Consider the following 24,603-nt stretch of genomic DNA (forward strand, 5'->3'; position numbering starts at 1 on the left):
GCTTTCTGAAAGTGGACTGTTCGGAATCAAGCGACGGTTTGCCCCATGGGCTTCACGCCGACGGTCTGCCTCATCACTGCGACCCGGATCAGGATCAGAGCGAGAGCACCGCCGAGCAGCAGCCATCCTGACCAGAACATGGCGGACATGCCAAACGTCTTGATGAACCAACCGCCGATTGACGAGCCGACTGCCACACCCAGATTGGCGATGGATGCGAAGAGTGACGTTGCAAATTCCGGTGCTTCCGGTGCTTCGGATGTCAGCCAGATTTGCGTGATCACAAGACTCGATGTATGCGCCGCGCCCCAGAAAATCATGATGACCGTCATCGGCGTGAATTCGGTTTTAAAGGTAACCAGTAGCAAGAGGCCGAGCGCGATGGCGATGGGGTGCGCCATGACCGTCGCGACCTTGCTATAGCCGATGAGGCGTCCGGCCAGCATGTTGCCGCCGATGCCGCCGAGACCGAACAGCACCAGAAGGAAGCTGACGGTGTCGACGTTCATACCACCTACCGTCTTGAGGTATTCGGCAGCATAGCTATACACGGCAAACATCCCTGCAAAGATCAGTCCGGTGGACCCAATGTTCAGCCACAGCGCGGGCTTTTTCAGGATTCTGAGCTGGTGACGGGTCGAACCGTTGCCGACGTTTGACATTTGCGGCAGGCGAAGGAATATGCCCAGGAGAGCAAGGAGATTCACCGCCGCAGTGAAATGAAACGCTGACTCGTAGGAAAAGTGGCTGCCAACCCAAGCGACGATCGGCACGCCGAGGACGATGCCAATACTGGTTCCGAGGAACGCGAGGGACGATGCGCGCGCGGCCTGTTCCGGCGGATAAAGCGCGACAGCGGAGACAAACGCGAGGGAAAAGAACACCGGATGGAAGAGCGCCGGAACCATGCGCACAATGAGGAGCACGTTGAAGTCGGTAACGTACGCGGAAATGAAACTGCTCAACGTGAACATCAGAAGCGACACCAGAAGCATGCCCTTGCGATTGAAACGCGAAAACAGCAGTACGAGCAATGGGCCGCATACCGCCACGACCAGCGCAAAGATCCCGGTGAGTTGACCAGCGATGGGCGCGGTCACACCAAAGCGGGAGATGATTTCGGGCATCAGGCCGACAACACCAAATTCAATCGTGCATAGACCGAATAAACCCAACGCGATAAAGAAGATGGGGTGGATAAAGCGCATGGAAACTCCTCGTCGGATGTCACCCGGGATAGCGATAGAGAATGAGACGGTGATCAGGGTGACGGGAATCGCCATTCTAGGGTCATTCGCATTCCTTACGAATCGAACCCGGTTTCCGTTCTGAATGGAACTTTTGTCCCGAGTGCGCGCGTCGGTGATTGGATGAAACAGGGGATCAGTCAGGCGAATTGGCTGGTGCGCAGACGTGCGGACACTTTTGCAATCTCGTCGCTACAAAAGGAACGCGCTGTGCAAGTCACGCGTTTCGGGGAAAGTCTTGAAGTACCCTGCCCGTTTGCGTGAAACTCAGCGTCGGGTTTCGACGTCCGCCAGCGCGACGCGTAGCCGGTCAAACGTCGCCCGGCGCATCGCCTGGGGCTCTCCCGGGCCGCTCCATCGGTCGTCGTTGCCCGACAACCGGTGCTCAATCTTGAGTTGTTTATGGCACGTGCGGGTCATCGCATACTCGGCGCTGCGGCGTAGACCGGTCCAGGCATTGTCGGCATGCTATCGCGTTGAGCAGGTACAGCAAGGCGATACGACGGCCACATAGTGGACAACGTCACCATGCAAGCGCGCAGCCGAAACTGCACGGTGTTCTGTCGATCGGGATCGTGATTTGCGCGTGGCGTGCGCCATCGTCATCGAGTGCAACAACGACAGCGCGATCGTGAGCAACGACACGCAATGCTTCAGGAACTTCGCCGTCGGCGTCGTGCCGGTGCATGACTTACGATAGCCCCGCGACGAGCAGGCATCAGATCAGGCGCACCAACCCGTCGTCGTCGCGCAGGCGACCGCGGTTCGCAACGTTCACATTGAACAATGCGCAGCGCTCGTCGAGCGTCGAGTTCGCGTCCACCACCGGGGCAAGCACAAACCGCAAGCACCCGACAACAACAACAACTAACTCTTCCGCTGCAAAGCGAACAACGTCCCGGCAATCAGAATGAACGCCCCGATAATCACCTTCTGCCAGGTACTCGGCACACCGACAAGAATCAGAACGCTATTGATCAGCGTGACAAGCACAACACCCAGCAACGTACCCGCGACCGTGCCGGTGCCACCCGTAATGCGCGCGCCGCCCAGAATCACAGCCGCAATCACATCGAGTTCGGTGCCGACGAGATCGAACGGATTCGCGAGCCGGTTGTTCGACACATGCAGAATGCCCGCGATACCCGCCAGCATCCCCGTATATCCGAACACGAACAGATGAATCGCGCGCAGGTTGTAGCCGAGCCGCTCGGCAATCGCGAGACTGCCGCCCATCGCATAGACACCGCGTCCCATCATTGTGCGGTTCAGCAGCCACCATGTGACGACAGCCGCAATCACGAGCGCCAGCACCGATGCCGGCAACACCGCGCGCAAGCCATCGGCCGTGTGATAGAAGAACAGCGGAATGCGGCCGAAATGATCCATGCTGTGCGGTATGTTCATGAAGAACGTCGTACCGATGAACGTCAGCAGAATGCCGCGATACAGATACTGCGTGCCAATCGTCACGATCAGCGATGGCGCCTTCAGCCGATGCACGAGCACACCGTTGATCACGCCGAGCACGATGCCGCCCAGTGCGCCGACAATCAGGATCAGCGCAAACGGCGCATCGGGCCACCATGCGAACACGGCCTTCGTGATCGCATACATGGTCAAGGCGCCGATCGCCGTGAACGACACATCGATGCCGCCCGACGCCAGCACCACCAGCGTGCCGAGTGCGAACAGAGACATCGTCGTCGCCGAATGCAGCAGATCGAACAGCGTCGCCAGCTGGAAGAAGCGCGGATTGATCGCGCCGACGACCACGCACATCACGACGATCAGCCCCGCCGTGAACCACTCCGGGTTGCGCGAGAGCTTGGCGCGCCACGTCGGCGGCTTGACCTCGGGTGCGATTTCGATGACGTTGGGGGTAGTCATGGTCCGGTTCGTGATAGACGACATGTCATGCAGCCTCTGACAACAGAGCGTGATACAGCTCCGCTTCGTTCAACTGGTCCGCGCGGTACTGGCTCGCCACGCGACCCTTCTTCATCATCAGAATGCGATCGCAGTTCTGCAGCAGTTCGGGCAGGTCATCGCTGATCAGGATGATGCCGATGCCTCGCTGCGACAGCTTCTGCATGATGCGATAGATGATGTCCTTCGATCCCACATCGACGCCCACCGTCGGCCCGTGCAGGATCAGCACGCGCGGATCGATGGCCAGCCAGCGGCCGATCAGCACGCGCTGCTGGTTGCCGCCCGACAGCGACTGCACCGGTTTGTCGACGCCCGGCGTCGCAATCTGCAGGTCCTTCACGGTCTGTTCGGCAAGCTGTGTCGCGCGCGCGCGGTCGATCTGGCCGAAGCGGTCGCGCAGACTCGAAATCATCGCGGTGATCACGTTGTCGCGAATCGGCTTGTCGAGAAAAAGCCCTTCATTCAGGCGGTCTTCAGGCACATAGCCGATGCGATGATCTTTCGCGTCCGACGGCGTGCGCAACGAGACAGACTTGCCTTCGAGCGTGACCTTGCCGCTCTCGGCGGGTGCAACGCCCGCGAGCGCGCGCGCCAGTTCGTTGCGGCCCGAGTCGAGCAGCCCTGTCACGCCGAGAATCTCGCCACGATGCAGCGCGAACGACACGTCGCGAAACTGCGCGCCGCGCGTGAAGCCCCGCACGTCGAGTACGACTTCCTTGCCGATCTCGCCCACCCGATAACGTTCGTTCGTCAGATGACGGCCCGTCATCAGTTCGCTGATCTGCGCCTTCGTGTAATCGCCGATGGGCCCTTGCGCCATCTTCTGGCCATCGCGCAGCACGATCACTTCGCCGCCGATCGCATAGCATTCGTCGAGCTTGTGGCTCACGAACAGCACCGTCACGCCCTGCGCGCGCAAATTGCCGAGCACGGCGATCAGGTTATCCACTTCCTTTTGCGTGAGCGACGTGGTTGGCTCGTCCATGATGACGAACTTCGCTTCGCTCGCAATCGCGCGCGCGATCGCCACGAGTTGCCGCGTCGCGAGCGGCAACTGTTCGATCAATGTCGCCTGAAATTCCGCGTCGCCAGGCAGGCCCACGGCTTCGAGCGCTTTCGCCGCCGTGCGTGCCAGCGCTTTGCGGTCGAACGTGCGCGTCAGACGCCCGCCATGTTCGGCAAGCTCCGACGTCAGCGCGACGTTCTCCGCGACGCTCATGTTCGGCAGCAGCGACAGATCCTGATAGACCGTTTCGATGCCTGCCGCCAGCGATTCGAGCGCCGTCAGCTTCGCATGACTCACGCCTTCGATGATCAGCTCGCCTTCATCGGGCGGCTGCGCGCCGGAGATGATCTTGATCAGCGTGCTCTTGCCGCAGCCGTTTTCGCCGAGCAGATGATAGATCTGCCCGCGCTCGAACGCGAGGCTCACGCCGCGCAACGCGTGCACGCCCGTGAACCGCTTGTGTACGCCGACGACCTGCAAAAACGGCGTGGGGGAAACGTTTTGATTCATGCTGAAAAGCCGTGCTCCAGATGAATGTCGCCGCGTGCGGACTTTCGTTCGAAAGTCCGCACGCGCTGTTGCTGGATCAGAAGTTGTATTGCTTGTAGTTCGTCTTGTCGACGTTCACCCAACCCTGACCGCGCACGATGATGCCCTTGCCCGGTCCTTTTTCGACCGTCACCTTCGTGTAGCCCGGAATGCCGAGATCCTGCCCGTTCTGCACCGTCTTGCCGTCCACCAGCATCTGCGCGACCTTGTTCATCGCGATGCCCGCGAGCTTCGGGTCCCAGAACGCGATGCCGTTCACAGCGCCGCTTTCGAGGAACTTGCCCGCTTCCGTCGGCAGGCCCGTGCCGTATACGCAGATCTTGCCCTGCAGGCCGGCTTCCTCGACGGCGCGGCCAATGCCGATCACGTCCAGCGAAGACGAGCCCTGGAAGCCCTTCAGGTCCGGATGCTTGCGCAGCACTTCCTTCGCGACTTCATACGCCTTCTCGCCGTCGTTGTTCGTTTCGAGCTTCGGCTCGACGAGATTCATCTTCGGGTACTTGGCCTTGGCGTTGTTGATGCCGCCGTCAGCCCATTGCACCTGCGAGCGGCTGCCGAGCGAGCCGACCAGCACGGCCCACTTGCCGTCGTCGTGCATGCACGATGCGAGGCGCTCGTTCAGGCCCGCACCGTAGGCGGAGTTGTCGAACGCTTCGATGTCGACCATCGTGTTCTTCTCGTTGTCCGCTTCATGCGTGACGACCTTGATGCCGCGATCCATCGCCTTCTTCAGCGCGGGTTCGAGCGTCGGCGGGTCGTATGGCACGACGGCGATCGCCGTCACCTTCTTCGCAATCAGGTCTTCGATGATCTTCAGCTGCTGCGCGGCGTCGGCGCGGCCCGGCCCCGTCTGATAGGCCTGCACGCCGGGGTTGTCCTTCGCGAACTCCTTGACGCCCTCGTCCATCCGGTTGAACCAGTTGATGCCCGTCACCTTGACCACGGTGACGATCGTTTCGTTGGTCGCGGCCTGCGCGGCAGCGATCACGCCTACTGCAAGTGCGCCCGCTGCAATTGCAGCACTCAGTCGTGTCAGTTTCATGCGTCTGTCTCCTTTGCTTTTCGTCGTTCCGCTATGACTTTCCGTTTTGTCGCCCCTTCATCTGCATGCGGAAATCCAGGGCACCGATATCCGCTCAAACCGCCGATAAAACCGTTATTGCCGCGCTAACGCCGCTGGTTCGGCTGCGCAAAACCGAAAATCGCGCGCACCCGCTCACCGCCCGCAAACGCCAGCGAAAGCAGCAGCAGAAATCCCCACGCGCAATCGCCGAAGAACTGCGACACGCCGAGCAGATTGAACAGGCTCGACAGAAACTGCAGCACCGTCGCCGCGAAAAACACGCAAACGATGCGCCCATAGCCGCCCGCCGGATTCACGCCACCCATCACGGCAATCAGAATGGCGATCAGCAGATACGAATTGCCGTAGTCCCACTTTGCGCTCGACGTATGCGTGACGCTGATCAACCCCGCGAGCGACGCGAGCACGCCGCACATCGTGTAGGTGAGAATCAGCATCCGCGCGCGCGGAATGCCCGTGTAAAACGCGGCCTTCGGATTCGTGCCCATCAGATATAACCGCAAGCCGAACGGACTGCGCCTGAGGACCCAGCCGAGCACGATCACGGCGGCGATGAAGATCACGAACGAGACGGGCACCTGAAACCACGTACCGTTGCCGATATCGGACAGCGGCTCGACATAATCGACGTGCACGGAAGCGCCGTTGCTCAGCACGACAGCGGCGCCCGTAAACAGCAGTTGCGTGCCGAGCGTGCAGAGAATCGGCGTGAGGCGCAGACGCGCAATCACCACGCCGTTGATAAAGCCGCCGATCAAACCCATTGCGACGACGATCGCGCAAAAAACACTCGTATAGAGCGCGGGCGAATCGTCGCCGCTGATGAACTTGGGCACGATCAACGCCGCGACCATGCCCGACAGGTTTGCGAGCCCGACGCCCGACAGATCGATACCGCCGTTGCCCGACACCATCGACAGCATGATGCCGAGCGCGAGCAGCCCGAGTTCGGGCAATTGCCCGCCCATCGACTGCAGGTTGTCGAGCGAGACGAACTGGCCCTGCGACACCCATGTCGCCACCAGCACGACAAGCACGTTGACGGCCAGCAGAAAATTCAGTTGCCGGTCGCGAAACAGGCCGGAGGAAAGCAAGGACTTCATGTCGAAACGAACTCCTTCGCCGCGCGCCGCATAGCGGCCCGCGCGCTCAATGCGTTGAAAGCGTATGACCGTTGCGTGCCAGCACTTCGTTGACTTCGTGCAGCATCGGCATCGACGGCGCGGTGCCGGGGCGCGTCACCGAAATGCCCGCGAGCGCGCAGCCAAAACGCAGGGCCTCGACGGCATCCGCGCCGCGCGCGAGCGCCGCCGCGAAGCCGCCCGTGAAGCCGTCGCCCGCCCCTGCCGTCTCGACGACGCGCCCGCATTGGAACGCAGGCACGAACACCGATTGTTCAGCCGAATGCAGCAATGCGCCTGCTTCGCCGAGCGTCACGATCACGTTGCGCACACCTTTTTTCAGCAGCACGTCGGCGGCGCGCGCGCATCGTCGACGTTGTTCACTTCGACGCCCGTCAGCGCGGCCGTCTCCGATTCGTTCGGCGTGATGTAGTCGCACAGCGGATAGATGCTGTCGTCGAGCGGCAATGCCGGCGCGGGATTGAACACGGTGGTCACGCCATGCTTGCGCGCGACTTCGAGCCCATGTTTCGCGGCGGAAACCGGTTGTTCGAGTTGCGTGACGAACACGCGCGCGGATGCGATGTCGGCTTCGATTGCATCGACGTCGCCGGGATTCATCGTGCCTGCCGCGCCCGACGCGACGATGATCGCGTTCTTGCCCGTGATGTCGTCGACGAAGATATGCGCCGCGCCCGTCGACGCACCGTCGATCACCGACGCGCGCGCGGTGATGCCTTCAGCGTCCCACGTCGAGCGTGCGATCTGGCCGAACGCGTCGTTGCCGATGCGCGTGCAGAACACGACGTCGGCGCCTGCGCGCGCGGCCGCGACCGCCTGGTTCGAACCCTTGCCGCCGGGGCCCATCTTGAACGCGTTGCCCGCGACCGTTTCGCCGATCAGCGGCATGCGGTCCGCGCGGAACGTGAGGTCGGTCACATAGATGCCGAGAATGACGACGCGGCCTTGTTTCTGTTGCATGGCCATCGTGTTCAATCCTTCGTTGCAGGAGCATCCGGCGCAAGCAGCACACCTTTCTTGAACACAAAGCAGCCGTAGCCGCGCGTCTCGCCCGTGGCGATCACGCAGTACGCCTTCTTCGCCCGCGCGTAGAACGCAAAACGTTCGATGCCGACGAACGGCACGTCGCGCCCTTCGGCCTCGTTCACTTCGGCTTGCGCTTCGCGCTGCACGACGGGAATCGTATCGGGTTCGCCGACCACTTCCATGCGCAGCGCAGGATCATCGACGAAGGTATCGAGCGGCAGCACCGACAGCACCGCGCGAACCGCGCGCGGCGCACCGACCCCGTCGAGCCGCAGCAGCTTGCCCGTCACGCTTTCACGCGCGACCGAGTCGCCCGGAAAGTTCGCGTCGCAAATCACGACTTCGTCGCCGTGGCCCATCGCGCGCAGCGCGTGCAGCACATCGGCATTCAACAGCGGGTCCAGATTCTTCAGCACGTTGTCTCCTCCGTTTTTCGGTTGGCGCGCTATTTGGCCTTGATTTTCAGGGCGGTCAGTCTCTATCAGGCGATCAGCTTGCGATCAGTCGCCATACGGTATCCAGATGTTCTTGACCTGTGTTGCATGGCGTAGAAACGCCGGGCCCTCGCTTGCATTGTCGAACCAGTCGAACGCGCGGCCGTGATCGACGAACGTGCGCTTCAGGTTGCCGACCGACTCGCGCTCGGCCAGCGCCGAATCCTTCGCGGTGCCGAAGCACCACAGCGCATCGACGTCGTCATGCTTCGCGAGCGCCGGCAGCAACGCGCCGCGTTCGCCCGTGACGATGTTGAGCACGCCCGCCGGCACGTCCGACGTTTCCACCACCTGATAGAAGTCGGTCACTGTAAGCGGACTTGACGAACTCGGCAATACCACGACGCGATTGCCCATCGCGAGCGCGGGCGCGACCAGCGAAACGAACGACAGCAGCGGCGCTTCATCCGGGCACGCAATGCCGATCACGCCAAGCGGCTCGTTCATGGCCAGCGCGACGCCGCGCAATGGCGGCGCATGCACCGCGCCGTCGAATTTGTCGGCCCATGCAGCATACGTGAAAAGCCGCGTGACCGATGCGTCCACTTCGCGGCGCGCCTCGGCTTCCGTCGCGCCCGTGCGCTTCATCAGTTGCTGCACGAATTCGTGCGCGCGCACGGCGAGATTTTCAGCGAGGTAGTAGCTCACCTGCGCGCGGTTGTGCGCCGTGGTCTGCGACCACTTGTGCGCGCCGCGCGCCGCCGCGACAGCGTTGCGAATGTCCTTACGGTTGCCCTCGGCCACTTCGCCGACGAGCACGCCGTCGGCGCCATATACGGGCAGCGTGTAGCCGCTGTCGGGCCGCGCCTGCTTGCCGCCGATGAAAAGCTTGGGCGTGCGGTCGATCGCAAACACATCGGCGTCGCGCCGCGTGTCGTCAGCATGCGTTGCGCTCAGCTGATGCACAGGGCGGCGCTCTTGCAAAGCAAGCCACGCTTTCGGTTTCACATATTCGTAGATGCCTTCGCGGCCGCCTTCGCGTCCATAGCCGGATTCGCGATAGCCGCCGAAACCGACAGCCGCGTCGAACAGATTCGTGGCGTTGACCCACACGACGCCGCACGCAAGACGCGGTGCAATATCCAGCGCGCGGCCGATCGTCTCGCTCCAGATGCTCGCCGCAAGGCCGTAGCGCGTGTTGTTCGCGAGCGCGACGGCTTCGTCGGGCGTGCGGAACGTCATCGTGACGAGCACGGGCCCGAAGATCTCTTCCTGTGCCAACGTCGATGCCGGCGCGACGCCCGTGACGAGCGTGGGCGGATAGAAGCAGCCGTCGGCGGGCACGGCGCTGTCTGCTGCCTGATAAATCTCGCAGCCCTCGAGTCGCCCTGCTTCCACGAGCGATTCGATGCGCTCGAGCTGCACCTTATCGACGATCGCTCCCATGTCGATGCTCTTGTCGAGCGACGGCCCGACGCGCAGCGTCGCCATGCGGCGCTTGAGCTTGTCGACGAAGCGCGCCGCGACGCCTTCCTGCACCAGCAGACGCGAGCCCGCGCAGCACACCTGGCCCTGGTTGAACCAGATCGCGTCGACCACGCCTTCCACGGCGCCGTCGAGATCCGCATCGTCGAACACGATGAACGGCGATTTGCCGCCCAGTTCCAGCGTCAGCGACTTGCCCGAGCCCGCCGTGGCCGCGCGAATCTGGCGGCCCACTTCCGTCGAACCGGTGAACGCGATCTTGTCGACGCCCCAATGCTCGACGAGCGCCGCGCCCGTGCGACCGTCGCCCGTCACGACGTTCAGCACGCCCTTCGGCAGACCTGCGCGATGCGCGAGTTCGGCGAACAGCAGTGCCGTGAGCGGCGTGTATTCGGCGGGCTTCAGCACGACGCAGTTGCCCGTCGCGATGGCGGGCGCGATCTTCCACGCGAGCATCAGCAGCGGGAAATTCCACGGCACGATCTGCCCGATCACGCCAAGCGGCGCGAAGTCCCTGAACTCGCTGTCCTGCAACTGCGCCCAGCCCGCGTGATGCAGAAAATGTCTTGAAACAAGGGGAATATCGATGTCGCGCGTCTCGCGGATCGGCTTGCCGTTGTCGAGCGCTTCGAGCACAGCAAACAGACGGCTATGACGCTGCACCATCCGCGAGAGCGCATACAGATGCCGCGCGCGGCCCTTGCCGCCCAGTTCGAGCCAACCCGGCTGCGCGGCGCGCGCGGCGGCAACAGCGGCATCGATGTCCGCGGCGTCGCCCTGCGCGATGTGCGCGAGCAGTTCGCCCGTCGCGGGTTCGTGCGACGCGAAGCGCTCGCCCGCTACGGGCGCGCGCCATCCGCCGTCGATGAAATGACCGAACGTCGCGTCATGCTGCGCGAGCCAGGCGCGCACGGGCTGATCGTCCTCGGGTGCGGGACCGTACTCCATCGATGAAAAATACTCGGCTACGCTCATGGGATCGATCTGCTCAGGCTACAGGGTGACGGTTGAAGGCGGAGTAACGGCCAGTCGCGTAGTGCTCGAGCTGGCGTTCGATATCGGCGAGAAGACTGGACGCGCCGAAGCGGAACAGTTCGGGTTCGAGCCAAGCGCGCCCCAGTTCTTCTTTCATCAGGATCTGATACGACAGCGCCGTCTTCGCGTTCGACACGCCGCCCGCCGGCTTGAAGCCGATCAGGATGCCCGTGCGCGCGTGGTATTCGCGAATCATGCGCGCCATGACGAGCGACACGTCGAGCGTCGCGTTGACGCCCTCCTTGCCCGTCGACGTCTTGATGAAATCGGCGCCCGCCATCATGCAGATCATCGACGCGCGCGCGACGTTCGACAGCGTCTGGATATCGCCCGTCGCGAGAATCGCTTTCAGATGCGCGTCGCCGCACGCGGCGCGGAACTCGCGCACTTCGTCGTACAGCGCCTGCCAGTTACCCGTCAGCACATGCTCGCGGGTGACGACGATGTCGATTTCCTGCGCGCCGTCCGCGACGGATGCCTCGATCTCCTTGAGCTTCAGCGGATGCGGAATCAGGCCGGCGGGAAAGCCCGTCGACACGGCAGCGACGGGAACGCCGCTGCCCTCGAGCGCATCGACGGCGGCGGCCACGTAGCGGTGATAGACGCACACGGCGCCCGTCGTGATGCTGTGCGGCGGCACACCCAGCGCCGCGAGGATGTCGGCGCGCACCGGCTGCCTCGCCTTCGCGCACAGCCGGCGCACGCGGCCTTCCGTGTCGTCGCCGTTGAGCGTCGTGAGATCGATGCAGGTGACGGCCTTCAACAGCCACGCGGCCTGCGCATCTTTCTTGACGGTGCGGCGCGTGCCGAGCGTGGCCGTGCGCCGCTCGACGGCCGACTGGTTCACGCGCAGCCCATCGAGCCACGCGAGATCGAAAGGCACGCCGGGATTGCGTACGGGATGAACGACGGGCGCACGCCGCAACGCGACGACGGAGGAAGACATGGAAGGATCAGGCATAAGACGTCCACAGGTTTGTGCAACGCACAACAACGGCTGATGATTTGTTGGCAGCCATCGTACATCGGTTGATAGGATTCTAACAAGTGTCGTTATGATCGTTTCCCTGATTTGTGGTCGATCGAAGCGGGTCAACGTCGCGGGGACGGTTATATGGCGGCGGTTCGAGGGCGGCTGAAAGCACTGGTTAGTGTTTTCACCAGGGTCCGGCGATGAAGCGGCGAGCGTGGGAACGCGGTTTGCAGCATGCGAGCATCCGTGACATCGAGGCAACGCCCATGACCGTGAGGATCGGCATCTCCGGATGGCGCTATAGTGGCTGGCGCGGCGTGTTCTATCCGCCGAAACTGCCGCAGAAGCGCGAACTCGAATTCGCGTCGCGAGCCGTCGACACCATCGAGATCAACGGCTCGCACTATTCGCTGCAAAGCATCGGCAGCTATCTATCGTGGTACGACGCGACGCCCGACGGCTTCACGTTCAGCGTCAAAGGGCCGCGCTATCTGACGCACATGCTGCGCTTTCGCGACGACACCGCACGGCCCGCCATTGCGAATTTCTTCGCGTCGGGCGTGCTCGCGTTGCGCGACAAACTGGATGCCTTTCTGTGGCAATTCCCGCCCAATTTCGCATTCGCACCGGAATCGTTCGAAGCGTTTCTTGCGCTGTTGCCGCGCGATGCCGAAGCGGCGGCCGCCCTCGCGCGCCAGCATGACGGCCGCGTGAAAGAGCCGTGGTTCGAGGTGAAAGCGAATCGCCGCTTGCGGCACGCCATCGAAATCCGTCATGCGAGCTTTTGCGTGCCAGCGTTCGCCGCGCTGCTGCGCAAATACAAGGCGGCGCTGGTGGTATCGGATGCCGTGGCGAACTGGCCGTATACCGAGGACGTGACGAGCAATTTCGTCTATCTGCGCCTGCACGGCAGCGAGACGCTGTACGGCGGCGCTTACACGGACGCGGCGCTCGACCGGTTTGCCGCGCGTATCGATGCATGGTCGCATGGCGGTGAACCGCCCGATGCGGTGCGCCTGGGCCGCCGCGCCGCGCCGCCCGCGCGCTCGCGCGACGTACTCGTCTACTTCGACAACGACAAGAAAGTGGAAGCGCCATTCGACGCGGCGCGGCTGAAACAGCGTCTCGATCCGTCCTTTACGGCAACGGTTGCACGGGTGCACACATCAGGGCGCGCCGCCTGATCCAGAACATCGCAATGTGTCGAAAAACTGCGTGATTTGAGGCCTTTTCTAATCGTTTCAAGGGCACTTTTTTTGCGGAAATCGCACTTGAAAATTTCGATTGGCTTCCTATTTATCGCATCAGGCAGGCAGACGCTGCGTCGACATGACAGGCGCTGCCTATCCACATCGTTCGTCGCGGCATCGCGGACGTCCCGCACATTCGGGCCCGCGCACGTTGCCGCTCAGAGGAGAGCGCGACCATGAGTGACTTCTATTACCGACCCGATCTGTTCAGCGAACTCGACCGTTTGCAGCGGCACATGTCGAGCCTGTTTGGCGGCCATCCTTCGAGCCTGCGCTCCAGCCGCGCGGGCGCCTTCCCGAGCCTCAATATCGGCACCACCGACAACTCAATCGAGATCGTTGCCTTCGCGCCCGGCATCGATCCGTCGAAGCTCGAACTATCGATCGACAAGGGCCTGCTGACCATCGCGGGCGAGCGCGCGGCAACGCGTACGTCCACGCAGGAAGGCGAGCGCGCCTATGCGCAGGAGCGCTTCAGCGGCGCGTTCCGCCGCGTCGTCGAATTGCCGCAGTACGCCGATCCCGACAACGTGCAGGCACGATACGTCGACGGCTGCCTCGTCATCACGGTCGGCAAACGCGAAGCGTCGAAGCCGCGCGCCATCACGGTTCAATGAATGCAAGGTGAAATCATGAGCGACAACACTCAAGTGACCCAGCGCGACGAAAGCGCAGTGAGCGGCAATAGCGCACGCGAGCGGCGCATGACGCTGACGCCGCCCGTCGATATCGTCGAGGACAGCAAGGCTGTGACGCTATGGGCGGATCTGCCCGGCGTATCGAAGGACAAGCTCGATATTCGTGTTCACGACGGCAGCTTGACGATCGAAGGCGAGTCGGCCCTTGCTGGCGCTGCGAGCGTGCGGCTCTCGCATGCCGAAGTGCGCGCGCCCTTTTTCGCGCGGCGCTTCACGATCAGCGACGACTTCGATACGTCGAAGATCGAAGCGAACCTGAAGGACGGCGTGCTGAAGCTCGTCATTCCGCGTCGCGAGCAGGCACAGCCGCGGCGAATCGATGTGACAGTGGGTTGATCCCGTCGTCGATGTAAAGAACGGAGCACGCACAGTGCTCCGTTTTTTTTGCCGACGCGAAGCTTGGCCGCACTATGCGCTATGCCAAGCGTCGAGCGCCGTGCGCAAATCGCGTAACGCGTCGCTCCAGTCGTTGCGCTTCGTCTGACGGAACAGGCGCATCTGGGGATACCACGGACTATCGTCGCGCTTCAGTTGCCAGCGCCAGTCAGGCGTGAACGGCAGCGCTATCCACACGGGCTTGCCGAGTGCGCCAGCCAGATGCGCAACGGCGGTGTCGACGGTTATCACCAGATCGAGTTGCGCGATCAGCGCAGCCGTGTCGGCGAAACTCGTCAGGCGGTCCGCCACATCGCGCAAGACGCCGCGCGCGGCGAGTTCGTCGACATATGCGCGATCGCGTTCGCGCACGTCCTTCACCAGCGACACGAAGTGCACGTCAGCGTCGAATAGCGGCGCGCACTGCGCAAGGGGAATCGACCGGTTGTGGTCGTTCAGATGCGTGCGGCTGCCCGACCACGCGATGCCGACGCGCGGCCGTGCATCGTCTTTTGCAAACACGTCCGTCCACTGCGCGAACCGCTGGGGATCGGCGTGGACGTAAGGCGTTTCGACGCGAAGATCGCCTTCGCGCACTTTCAATGCAAACGCGAGACTCAGCATCGGAATGTGATAGTCGAACGCGGGCAGCGGCGCGGATTCGCCGATCACATCGGTTGTGCCGGAAAAGTCGCGCAGCAGCGGCCACAGCGCGTCCTGAACACGCAAGACCACGCGCGCGCCCATCGCGCTCAGGCGGCCAATGAAGCGGATGAACTGCAGCGTGTCGCCGAAACCTTGCTCTGCATGCACGAGCACGGTCTTGTCGCGCAGGTTCTGCTTGCCTGTCCACAGCGTGGCATCGGGCAAGCCGTGTTGCATCGTGCCGTCCCGCCAGCGCCACTCGTACTCGCGCCAGCCGTGCTCGAACTCGCCGAGCAGCAGATTGGTCTGCGCGCGGTTGGTGCGCGCGCCCGCGTCGTTCGCATCGATCGACACGGCCTTCCTGAACTGCTGCAGCGCTTCGTCGAAACGATGCAGATCGCGCAGCGCGACACCGAGATTCACATAGGCGCGCACGAAGTTCGGCTGCAACGCGATCGCCTGCCGATACGCGGCGAGCTCTTCGTCGTAGCGCTCCATCGTGCCGAGCAGCGTGCCGCGGTTGTAGTGCACTTCGGCCGATTGCGGATAGCGCTGCGCAAGCCGCGCGAGATACTGCAGCGCGCGCGCGTGCTCGCCCGTCTGCACGAGCGACATCGCCGCGCCATGCAGCGATTCGGCGTGATCCGGCACGGCGGCGAGCACGCGCTCGTACAGCGCGACGGCATCGGCGTGACGCGCGGCCAGCTGGCAGATGTGAGCGGCGAAATGAAGCTGCTGGGGATTGGTCGATGCGGGCTGCGCGGCGCGGATCGCGTAGTCGGCCGCGCGCGCGTAATCGCCTTGCTTTGCCGCGACGTAGCCGAGCGCTTCGAGTGCCTCGTTGTGAGCGGGATCGACGGACAGAATGCCGTGCAGCAGCGCGGCGGCCTCGTCATACTGGCCGGCGGCGAATTTCTGCTGGGCCTGCGCGAGGCTGTGGGCGGGATCGTGACTCATGATGCAGCGGTTCGACGCAGCGCCAGGGCGTGCCCGGTTGCGTGCTGGGACGGAGGGGTCGATTCTACGCGAGCCCCTCGCACCACTGCCGTCAAGCTGGACGGCCGCGCGTCATCAAACCGACACGCGGATCTTGTTGCCCTTCTGCATTTCCTCGATCTGCTTTTGCGCTTCCAGTTCTTTCTTCAACATCTCGCGGACCTTCTGCATGACCTTTTCGCGCTCTTCGGGCGACATCTTTTTCAGGTCCTCTTCGCTGACGCCTAGCTGCGCGAGAATCGCCTTTTGCATCTGTTCTGCTGTCGAGCCCTTCGTGTGTTCGGTCAGTTCGTCGAGGAGCGCCTTGAAGCTCGGCTGATTGCGAGCGCGCGTGCCGCTCGTGCCGCCTGTGTTCGCTGTGTTCCCTGTGCTGCCCATACCGATAGTGCCGACATTATTGGTTGTTTGCATGGTCTTGCGTTCCCCGGGGTCTCGTTGAAGTTCGAATCGACTTGCGCATACCGCGAAGCGCACTGTAGTGGGGCCGGATGCGGACGTCAACGTGTGTGCGATGACATGACGGCGCCAGCAGCAGCGCATCCAGCCGACGAGCGCGAGCACGACGAGCCCCGCGCCGCCGACCACGGGCTCGCGCCACGCGACGATCGCGATGAACGCGAAGGCGCGGGTGCCCGCCAGCAGCGCAAAGCCCGCGATGGCAACGGAAGCGGCATCGATGGCGCGCAGCATGCGCTCGCATGTGGCGGCGTTGGGGGTATCGGCGTGCTCATACATGATTGTTTCTCCGCTCTGACGGCAAGTCACATCCCAGGCGCTTCATCGAGAAACCCCGTCACCGCCTGCAGCCGCCCGTCCGTATCGACGATGCCGAAGTCCGAGCCCTTCACCACCGGCGTGCCCGCGGGCGTCAGCAACGCCCACGAGAAACGCAGCCGGTTGCCGAAGCCGTCGACGTCAGTCGTGCGCCGGAATGTGTGATGCGCAAAGCGCTCGTGCACGGCGCGGATCATTGCGTCGATGCCGTCGTGCCCGTTGCCGGACAAAAGCGGATCGACATACGCAGCATCTTTCGACCAGGTCGCGGCGATCAGCTCGCGGCGGCGGCCCGCGTCGGTTTCATTCCAGGCGTCGAAGTAACGGTCGATCAGTGCGGTATGCGCGTTCATCTGAGACTCCTTCAGTCGGTGGATGGTCGAGACGGCCACCATGAACATGGATGCGGCGGCCTCGGACTGAAGGTTCGTCGATAGGCGTGCGCGGGTCGATTACGCGGGAGGTAAAGATTCGCCGGCGCGAGCGACTTCGATGCGTGCCCGCGCCGTGAAAAGAGAGGGGATGAACGGGATGCGCGACGTGGCGCGACAACACGCTACGCCGTGGCCGCGTCCGTTTGATCGGCGAGCCGCCGGCCTTCCTCGTAGCCGGCTTCGCGGGCTTCTTCTTCGCTGTGGAAGGTCGCGACGAGTTGCTGGAAACGCCGGCTCTGTCCCGCGAGGTGCGCGTCGGCGCCGTGCCGGCACACGTAGCCGATGTAGTGCCACAAGGTTTCCGGCACGGGCGGCCCATACGCGGTGACGGGCAGCACCCACACTTCCTGGCCGTTATGCTCGATCTTGTCCCACATGTTCGCCTCCACGAGCCGTCGCGAGAACTCCAGTATGAGCGCGTTCGCGCACGCCGGCGATCGAACGTGCGCGGGCGGGATTACCTCGGAGGTAATGGAATCGTGTCGCGCTTTGGCTATCATCGTCGGCATGAACACGCTCACTGCCACTTCCTGCGCGCCCGCGGGCGCCGCCTCGATGAGCCGCACGGTCGGCGACATGCTGCGCGAATGGCGCCAGCGACGCCGGATGAGCCAGCTGCTGCTCGCCTCCGAGGCCGAGATTTCGACGCGCCATCTGAGCTTCGTCGAATCCGGCCGCGCGCTGCCGAGCCGCGAGATGGTCATGCATCTGGCCGAGCGGCTCGACATCCCGCTGCGCGCGCGCAACGCGCTGCTGGTCGCGGCCGGCTATGCGCCGCTCTATCGCGAGCGCGCGCTGAGCGACCCGCAGCTGGACGCGGCGCGCGAGGCCGTCGAGCTCGTGCTCAAAGGCCATGAACCGTATCCCGCCGTGGCTGTCGACCGTCACTGGACGATCGTCGCCGCGAACCATGCGCTTGCGCCGCTGCTGTCGGGCGCGAAGCCCGCGCTGCTGGAGGCGCCCGTCAATGCGCTGCGGCTGTCGATGCATCCCGACGGCATCGCGTCGCGGATCGCCAACTGGCATGCGTGGCGCGCGCATCTGCTGTCGCGCCTGCAGCGGCAGATCGACGTGAGCGCCGACGCGACGCTCGCCGCGCTCTACGACGAGCTCGCCGCCTATCCGACGCCGCCCGACGCCGAGCCCGCCGGCGACAGCCACGCGTCGCCCCTCGAACAGATCGCCGTGCCGCTGCGCCTGCGCACCGACATCGGCATGCTGTCGTTCTTCAGCACGACGACGGTGTTCGGCACGCCCGTCGATGTCACGCTGTCGGAACTGGCCATCGAAGCGTTCTTTCCCGCCGATCCGCAAACAGCCGACGCGTTGCGCAAGTTCGCCGATACGCGGGCCGCATCCGCAACGCAAGCCTGAGGCGCGCATGGCTGACGACATCGTGATTCGCCAGCTTGGCGCCGCCGACCGAGACGCGTTTTTCGCGCTGCGTCTGCGCGGCCTGCAAGCTCACCCCGAAGCGTTCGGGCAAAGCTACGAGGAAGCGCTCGAACGCGGGCCGTCGCAACACGATGCGATGCTGGCGGGCACGCACGCCACGTCCGGCAATTTCCTGCTGGGCGCGTTTTCGTCGGCGCAAGGCGCGCTGCACGGTACGGTCGGCCTCATGCGCGAGACGCGGCACAAAGAGCGGCACAAAGGCTACGTGGTCGGCATGTATGTCGCGGACGAGGCGGCGGGACGAGGCATCGGCCGCGCGCTGCTGTCGGCGCTGCTCACGCGCGCAGCGCAGGTCGACGGCTTGCGTCAGGTCATGTTGCTCGTCACGAGCGCGAACGTTCCCGCCTGCGCGCTGTACGCATCGCTCGGCTTTCGCGTGTATGGCACCGAGCCGGATTCGATGTGCATCGATGGCGTCTATTACGACGCCGATCTGATGGTGCGCTTCGTCTGAGCGGCCGTTCTGGGTTTGCGTCGGGGTTTGCGTCGGGGTTTGCGTCGGGGTTTGCGTCGGGGTTTGCATCGAATGAGAGCGCAAGACGCGGAGTGTGCGAGCGCGCCCGCCTGCATAGACTGAACGGCATCCCAAACCGCAGAGCGGCGCAACCGCCGCTACGGGAGCCCACATGCCGAACCTTGCATCCGACACCCAGGCCACACTGTTCGACCGCACAGACACGCCGCTTCGACGGCCGCGCGAATCCGCGACCGCCGACGCCTCGCCGACGTCCATCGCGCGGCGCATCGACGCCCTCGACTGGCCGCAAGCCACAGCCGAACTCGACGCGCACGGCTGCGCGATGCTGCCAGGTATGCTGCGTGCCGACGAGTGCGAGGCGCTCGCCGCGCTCTACCCGCGCGACGACCTCGACGGCCTGTTCCGCAGCCGCGTAGTGATGGCGCGGCATGGCTTCGGACGCGGCGAGTACAAGTATTTCGGCTACCCGCTGCCCGACGTCGTCGGCGCGCTGCGCACAGCCGTCTATCCGCGCCTCGCGCCGCTGGCGAACGCGTGGTACGCGGCAATGCGCATCGACGCGCGCTTTCCTCCGACCCACGCCGCTTTCCTGCGTCGCTGCCACGAGGCCGGACAGCTGCGCCCCACGCCGCTGATGCTTCAGTACGAAGCAGGCGACTACAACTGCCTGCATCAGGACCTGTACGGCGAGCACGTCTTTCCGATCCAGCTTGCGATCCTGCTGTCGGAGCCCGGCAAGGACTTCACGGGCGGCGAATTCGTGCTGACGGAACAGCGTCCGCGCATGCAGTCGCGCGCCGAAGTCGTCCCGCTGCACCAGGGCGATGCCGTGCTGTTCGCCGTGCATCATCGCCCGGTGCAAGGCACGCGCGGCGCGTACCGCGTGAACCTGCGGCATGGCGTGAGCCGGCTGCGCTCCGGGCGTCGGCATACGCTCGGAGTGATCTTCCACGACGCCACGTAGCCAGTCGACATCCGCAGCCCGCATCGCTCGTGGGCGCCGTGGGCAAGCGCCCAGGCACGGCGCGGCATCCGTGAGTAAAGGCGTGCTGCCTTACGTGCGTGCTCACACGAATGCCCCCCTCGCCGCATCGGTTACACGCGGTGTAACGAGCGGCCTGATGCCCAGCTACGCGGGCAACGGCTGGCCCACGGTTGTCATATCGGTACCTGTTTCGGCGACATCTGTCAGGCAGCATGCTCGCCCGCCGGCGGCTCAAGGCGGCGTTCGGGCGCCGTGCGGCCGACGTCCGGCCGTTCCCTATTTTTCTAACTTGAATCAGCGCGCATCCGCCACGGAACTTGCGGAAGTTGACATGTTCCCCTTAGGCGTCTGTAACAACTCGGCCGGCGGCCGTTACAAATCCCTGCCTCTTTGTAACGTCTTGGCCGTGTATTTGGTTACAACTCGGGTTATCCCGGAGTCGTCAGGCGGCGCCGCATTTTTTACCTGTCAGCCTTTTGTTTTCTTTCTCGCGGCTTTCCGAATTCATATGGCTTTCGCATAAAACCGGATGCGCTCCGCAATCGGAAACTATTTCGTCAAGCCTTATCTCATAAGGGTTTTCCGGAGGCCCGCGGCAAACGTTTTCGGCTTGCCGGGCGATTATGACGGCGCCATGAAAGACTTACCGAAATAACTGTTGTTTTGTCGTATCTTTTTTTTGAGAAAGGTGTTGATTTCTAGATTTCCTGTTCATACAATTCCGCCCAAGCTGTTACGAAATGTAACGGCTTGTATCAAAGGTTGGCGGTTGTATCGATGCACCAACTTGACGCCGGAAATCTTCAGTGTCCGGCGGGGCATAAGACCAAAACGGCAGAAAATGCCGACATAAGTAATTCGGGGCTTCGGAAACAGAAAAAATGGACCGTAGCAGCGAGACGCTGGATTCTATCCGCGAAATCAACTTGTCTTACATCATGCTCGCTCAACGTATGTTGCGCGAGGACAAGGCGGTCGGCATGTTCCGGCTGGGCTTGTCGTCGGAGCTGGCCGATATTCTTGCCGGGCTGTCGCTCGCGCAGATCGTCAAGCTGGCCAGCTCCGATCAGCTCTTATGTTTTTTCCGCTTCAACGATCACACGATGTTGTCGGCGTTGACGCACACGTCCAGGCACGCAGAAGTCGCGTCGACGCACGCCGCCATTCTGCTGGCCGGGCAACCCGCAGAGCAGTTCGCTTAAACCGAGGGAAACTGCCATGCTGAAAAAGAGCCTCACCGAGGACGCTCAAGAAGTTTTCCGCGCGATCGCACTGATCGAACTGGGCGCGCGCATGCAGGTGCTCGAGAGCGAACTGACGCTCTCGCGCGACCGCATGATCCGCCTGTATCGCGAGGTCAAGGGCGTATCGCCGCCGAAGGGCATGCTGCCGTTCTCGGCGGACTGGTACATGACGTGGATGGCGAACATTCACGCCTCGCTGTTCTACAACACGTACCGGTTCCTGAAGAACGAAGCGCGCTGCTCGCATCTCGACGCGCTGACCAAGGGTTACCGTCTGTATCTGGAACATTGCCGTCATAGCGAGACCGAGCCGGTGCTCGACCTGACGCGCGCATGGACGCTGGTGCGCTTCTTCGACGCCGACATCCTGCAACTGACGCCCTGCTGCCGTTGCAGCGGCAAGTTCGTCGCGCACAAGCACGACCTGCAGCACAACGTCGTGTGCGGTGCCTGCCAGCCGCCGTCGCGCGCGGGCAAGACGAAGAAGGCTGCCGCCGCGAAGCGTGAAGCCGAAAAGGAAATCGCCGCCGTGCCGCAGATCGCGGAAGAAGCAGAACTGCTCGAAGAACAGCTGATCGAGGAAACCGCGCTAGCGGCGTAGCGCCGCTCACCGCACACTCCTTCCGAAGCACAGAATTACTTTTGAAGCCGGTCTTTCGAGACCGGCTTTTTTTACGTCTGCCGAGCGCATTCATCGATCATGACGCCGGCAGCGTCATGCCCACCGGGCGGTCAGCCCGCGAGGCCGAACGTCTGCACCACGAGCCAGAGGTTCGCCGCGCTGATCAGCACGAACAGCGCCCACGCGATGAAACGTGTGGGCAGCCGGTTCGCGAATTCGCCCATCAGCGCGCGGTCGCCGGTCATGCGGATCAGCGGATAAAGGGCGAACGGCAATTGCAGGCTCAACACCACCTGGCTTGCAACCAGCAACTGGCCGACGGCACCGTTGCCCAGCATCTGCACGCCGACGAGGGCGGGAATCAGCGCGAGCGCGCGCGTGATGAAGCGGCGCTGGTAACAGGGAATCTTCAGCTGCAGAAACCCTTCCATGATGACCTGCCCGGCCACCGTGCCCGTGAACGTCGAGCTTTGTCCCGACGCGAGCAGCGTGATCGCGAACAGCACGGCCGCGAAACCCGTGCCCACGATGGGCGCAAGCAGCCGGTACGCGTCCTCGATTTCGGTGACCTGCGTGTGGCCCGTCGAATGGAACGCAGCGCCCGCCAGAATCAGGATCGCCGCGTTGATCAGCAGCGCGAGAAACAGCGCGACGATGGTATCGATGCGCGACAGCGAAATGGCGCCCGCAATGCCCTCGCGATCGCGTTTGATAGCGCGCGTCTGCACCACGGACGAATGCAGATACAGGTTATGCGGCATCACCGTCGCGCCGAGAATGCCGATCGCGAGATAGAGCGGCTCGCGCGTGTCGATGGCCTGCCACGACGGCACGAGCCCCGCCGCCACAGACGGCCAGTGCGGCTTCACCAGCGCAAGCTCGATGATGTAGCCGACGCCGATCGTCGCGATCAGGCCCAGCATGATCGCTTCGAGATCGCGGAAGTTCTTGCCCTTGAGGCCGAGCACGATCAGCGTATCGAAGGCCGTCAGGATCACGCCGACCGTCAGCGAGCATTTGAACAGCAGGTGAAACGCGAGCGCGCCGCCCAGCACTTCGGCGAGATCGCACGCGATGATCGACAGCTCGGCGAGCAGCCACTGGCCCCGCGCAACGCCCGGTGAATAGCGCGTGCGCGACAGCTCGGCGAGGTCTCGGCCCGTCACGATGCCAAGCCGCATGCTCAGACACTGCAGGACCATTGCGGCGAGGCTCGACAGCACCACGACGAACAGCAGGTTGTAACCGTAGCGCGAGCCGGCTTCGATATCGGTGGCCCAGTTTCCCGGGTCCATATAGCCAATCGAGACCAGCAGGCCGGGACCCGCGAACTGAACTATCTTTTTCCAGAACGGTGCGGACTGCGAGACGGCGACGGAGCCCTGCACCTCGGAAGGGCAAAACGGCGCGGTTGCTGTAGTAGGAAGTTTGAACTGCAAAGCCGGTGACCTCGAGGTGAACGAACGCGCGGCACGCAAGGCAAGATGCGTGCCGCTAAACGACCTCAAGTGTACAAAGAAACGTCCGGCAGTGTCCCATCAAGGGCGTAGCGTCCGACATCGCGCACACGATAGTCGAGGGGATCATGCAGCGTATGCACGCGCGCGTTGCGCCAGAAACGGTCTAGCGCGAGCGGTGCGCCCGTCGCGCGCGCGCCGCAGGCATCGAACAGCGACTCGCTCACGTCGAGCGCCGCGCGATGCGCGTAAATCTTCGCTTCCGATACGACCAGCGCGACGTGCGCGCGTTCGTCGGCGGTCAGCGTATGGCCTTTGCTCCATGCGTCGTCGAGCGCGAGCGCCGCACGCGTGGCGAGCGCCTGGGCCCCCACCGCCTTGAGCCGCATCTCGCCGAAGCGCTGGAGCAGATACGGATCATCGCGCGCATGCTCGACACCCGAGTTGATCCACGGCCGCACATGCTGCGTCACGTAACGGCGCGCCTCTTCGAGCGCGCCTTCCGCGATGCCGACGAACAGATTGGTCAGTACGAGTTGCGAGACGAGCGTGCGCAGCGTCGCGCGCGGCGCAGGCGCCGTTTCCGAACGATGCAGCACCTCTTGCGCTTCGACCTTCACGCGCGCGAACGACACGCTGCCGCTATCCGTTTGCCGCTGACCGATGGGATTCCAGTCCTCGTTGACGACGATGCCCGCGCGCGCAGTCGGCACGACGGCGAATATCGGCTTGCCCGTCGCGGGATCGTGCGCGGAAACGGTCATCATCTGCGAGCCGCGCGTGCCCGAGCAAAAACCCTTGACGCCGTCGAGCAGATAGCCGCCGTCATCCGTTGCGCTTGCAACCAGACGCGCATCGAGCGGATTCACGGCATTGCCCCACCACCAGCGGCCTTCCACCGTGCCGCGCAGATAGCGCTCGCGCTGCGCGTCGTTGCCCCACACATCGATGCTCACGATCTGCAGATACTGAAAGCCCAGCAAATGCGCGAGCGCGCTGTCTACACGCGCGATGGCGCGGATCGTCTCGTACACGTCGAGCCAGCGCGCGCCCGCGCCGCCGAATTCGCGCGGCACGGCGAGCGTCAGCAAGCCTGCGTCCGCGATCCATTGTTTTTCCTGCGCTGCATGACCGCCCGCGCGGTCGCGCGCGGCGGCTGTCTGCTGCAGCCTGTCGATCAGCGCGCGCAAGTCCTGCGTGGTTTGCGCAGCGCCTAAGTCTTGTCCCGCGGACGGCGCGGGAATGCGTGGATCGTTCATGCCGTCTCCGTGAGTGCG

21 protein-coding genes and 2 pseudogenes are annotated in these 24,603 nt (G+C 63.5%); 8 read left to right on the forward strand and 15 right to left on the reverse strand.

The genetic code is table 11. From position 1 onward, the window contains the following. Nucleotides 1-26: 26 nt before the first annotated feature. The 9 genes and pseudogenes from H3V53_RS14215 to deoC form a co-directional block, all read right to left on the reverse strand. Nucleotides 27-1,283, reverse strand: coding sequence for an MFS transporter (locus H3V53_RS14215; protein ID WP_336598464.1), 1,257 nt, complete (start codon nt 1,281-1,283; stop codon nt 27-29). 831 nt (nt 1,284-2,114) lie between these two features. Next, the gene (locus tag H3V53_RS14220; protein ID WP_336598465.1) at nt 2,115-3,161 is read right to left on the reverse strand and encodes an ABC transporter permease; all 1,047 of its coding nucleotides are present in this window, start codon (nt 3,159-3,161) and stop codon (nt 2,115-2,117) included. A gap of 1 nt (nt 3,162) precedes the next feature. Next, nucleotides 3,163-4,695: a sugar ABC transporter ATP-binding protein gene (locus H3V53_RS14225; RefSeq protein ID WP_336598466.1), complete on the reverse strand. Its 1,533-nt coding sequence runs from the start codon at nt 4,693-4,695 to the stop codon at nt 3,163-3,165. Between the two features lie 76 nt (nt 4,696-4,771). After that, nucleotides 4,772-5,776 carry a substrate-binding domain-containing protein gene (locus tag H3V53_RS14230; RefSeq protein ID WP_054920762.1) on the reverse strand — a complete coding sequence of 335 codons (1,005 nt, stop codon included), beginning with the start codon at nt 5,774-5,776 and terminating at the stop codon, nt 4,772-4,774. A gap of 125 nt (nt 5,777-5,901) precedes the next feature. Next, a complete protein-coding gene (locus H3V53_RS14235) occupies nt 5,902-6,921 on the reverse strand; it encodes an ABC transporter permease subunit (RefSeq protein WP_054920760.1) in 1,020 nt (339 codons plus the stop codon). A gap of 46 nt (nt 6,922-6,967) precedes the next feature. Continuing rightward, nucleotides 6,968-7,926: pseudogene (rbsK, locus tag H3V53_RS14240) on the reverse strand (ribokinase). Between the two features lie 5 nt (nt 7,927-7,931). Next, nucleotides 7,932-8,402 carry an RbsD/FucU family protein gene (locus H3V53_RS14245; protein WP_336598467.1) on the reverse strand — a complete coding sequence of 157 codons (471 nt, stop codon included), beginning with the start codon at nt 8,400-8,402 and terminating at the stop codon, nt 7,932-7,934. A gap of 84 nt (nt 8,403-8,486) precedes the next feature. Further along, complete coding sequence (locus H3V53_RS14250; protein WP_336598468.1) at nt 8,487-10,880, reverse strand: aldehyde dehydrogenase family protein; 2,394 nt, start codon at nt 10,878-10,880, stop codon at nt 8,487-8,489. 13 nt (nt 10,881-10,893) lie between these two features. After that, nucleotides 10,894-11,901, reverse strand: coding sequence for a deoxyribose-phosphate aldolase (gene deoC, locus H3V53_RS14255; RefSeq protein ID WP_336598469.1), 1,008 nt, complete (start codon nt 11,899-11,901; stop codon nt 10,894-10,896). Nucleotides 11,902-12,179: 278 nt separating this feature from the next. Here deoC and H3V53_RS14260 point away from each other — a divergent pair, with 278 nt between their 5' ends. The 3 genes from H3V53_RS14260 to H3V53_RS14270 all read left to right on the forward strand — a co-directional run bounded on the left by H3V53_RS14260 (nt 12,180) and on the right by H3V53_RS14270 (nt 14,197). Continuing rightward, nucleotides 12,180-13,097, forward strand: a complete 918-nt coding sequence (locus H3V53_RS14260; protein WP_336598470.1) for a DUF72 domain-containing protein — start codon at nt 12,180-12,182, stop codon at nt 13,095-13,097. A gap of 242 nt (nt 13,098-13,339) precedes the next feature. Next, the gene (locus tag H3V53_RS14265) at nt 13,340-13,780 is read left to right on the forward strand and encodes an Hsp20 family protein (RefSeq protein ID WP_054920743.1); all 441 of its coding nucleotides are present in this window, start codon (nt 13,340-13,342) and stop codon (nt 13,778-13,780) included. Between the two features lie 15 nt (nt 13,781-13,795). Next, on the forward strand, nt 13,796-14,197 hold the full coding sequence (locus H3V53_RS14270; protein WP_336598471.1) for an Hsp20/alpha crystallin family protein: 402 nt from the start codon (nt 13,796-13,798) through the stop codon (nt 14,195-14,197). 72 nt (nt 14,198-14,269) lie between these two features. Here H3V53_RS14270 and H3V53_RS14275 read toward each other — a convergent pair whose 3' ends face one another. From H3V53_RS14275 to H3V53_RS14290, 4 genes and pseudogenes are all read right to left on the reverse strand, one after another. After that, a complete protein-coding gene (locus H3V53_RS14275) occupies nt 14,270-15,838 on the reverse strand; it encodes a tetratricopeptide repeat protein (protein ID WP_336598472.1) in 1,569 nt (522 codons plus the stop codon). 567 nt (nt 15,839-16,405) lie between these two features. Continuing rightward, nucleotides 16,406-16,612: pseudogene (locus tag H3V53_RS14280) on the reverse strand (hypothetical protein); the annotation flags it as partial. Nucleotides 16,613-16,638: 26 nt separating this feature from the next. Further along, complete coding sequence (locus H3V53_RS14285) at nt 16,639-17,004, reverse strand: nuclear transport factor 2 family protein (protein WP_336598473.1); 366 nt, start codon at nt 17,002-17,004, stop codon at nt 16,639-16,641. 203 nt (nt 17,005-17,207) lie between these two features. Continuing rightward, nucleotides 17,208-17,462, reverse strand: coding sequence for a hypothetical protein (locus H3V53_RS14290; protein ID WP_336598474.1), 255 nt, complete (start codon nt 17,460-17,462; stop codon nt 17,208-17,210). Nucleotides 17,463-17,592: 130 nt separating this feature from the next. On the opposite strand from H3V53_RS14290, the gene H3V53_RS14295 reads away from it, so the two are divergent. The 5 genes from H3V53_RS14295 (at nt 17,593) to flhC (ending at nt 21,848) form a co-directional block, all read left to right on the forward strand. Next, nucleotides 17,593-18,459 (forward strand): MmyB family transcriptional regulator, encoded by an 867-nt coding sequence (locus H3V53_RS14295; protein WP_473766657.1) that lies wholly within the window; start codon nt 17,593-17,595, stop codon nt 18,457-18,459. 7 nt (nt 18,460-18,466) lie between these two features. Next, a complete protein-coding gene (locus H3V53_RS14300) occupies nt 18,467-18,994 on the forward strand; it encodes a GNAT family N-acetyltransferase (protein WP_336598476.1) in 528 nt (175 codons plus the stop codon). Nucleotides 18,995-19,166: 172 nt separating this feature from the next. Continuing rightward, nucleotides 19,167-19,982 (forward strand): 2OG-Fe(II) oxygenase, encoded by an 816-nt coding sequence (locus H3V53_RS14305; protein WP_336598477.1) that lies wholly within the window; start codon nt 19,167-19,169, stop codon nt 19,980-19,982. Between the two features lie 902 nt (nt 19,983-20,884). Beyond that, complete coding sequence (gene flhD / locus H3V53_RS14310; protein WP_007585797.1) at nt 20,885-21,205, forward strand: flagellar transcriptional regulator FlhD; 321 nt, start codon at nt 20,885-20,887, stop codon at nt 21,203-21,205. A gap of 16 nt (nt 21,206-21,221) precedes the next feature. Beyond that, nucleotides 21,222-21,848 (forward strand): flagellar transcriptional regulator FlhC, encoded by a 627-nt coding sequence (gene flhC, locus H3V53_RS14315; protein WP_054920738.1) that lies wholly within the window; start codon nt 21,222-21,224, stop codon nt 21,846-21,848. Nucleotides 21,849-21,979: 131 nt separating this feature from the next. Here the strand turns inward: flhC and H3V53_RS14320 are convergent, their stop codons facing one another. Then, nucleotides 21,980-23,308 carry an Nramp family divalent metal transporter gene (locus tag H3V53_RS14320; protein WP_336598478.1) on the reverse strand — a complete coding sequence of 443 codons (1,329 nt, stop codon included), beginning with the start codon at nt 23,306-23,308 and terminating at the stop codon, nt 21,980-21,982. Nucleotides 23,309-23,373: 65 nt separating this feature from the next. Beyond that, a complete protein-coding gene (locus H3V53_RS14325; RefSeq protein ID WP_336598479.1) occupies nt 23,374-24,585 on the reverse strand; it encodes an acyl-CoA dehydrogenase family protein in 1,212 nt (403 codons plus the stop codon). Nucleotides 24,586-24,603: the final 18 nt, after the last annotated feature.

The sequence above is a fragment of the Paraburkholderia bengalensis genome (assembly GCF_037126505.1).
GTDB classification, from domain to species: domain Bacteria; phylum Pseudomonadota; class Gammaproteobacteria; order Burkholderiales; family Burkholderiaceae; genus Paraburkholderia; species Paraburkholderia bengalensis.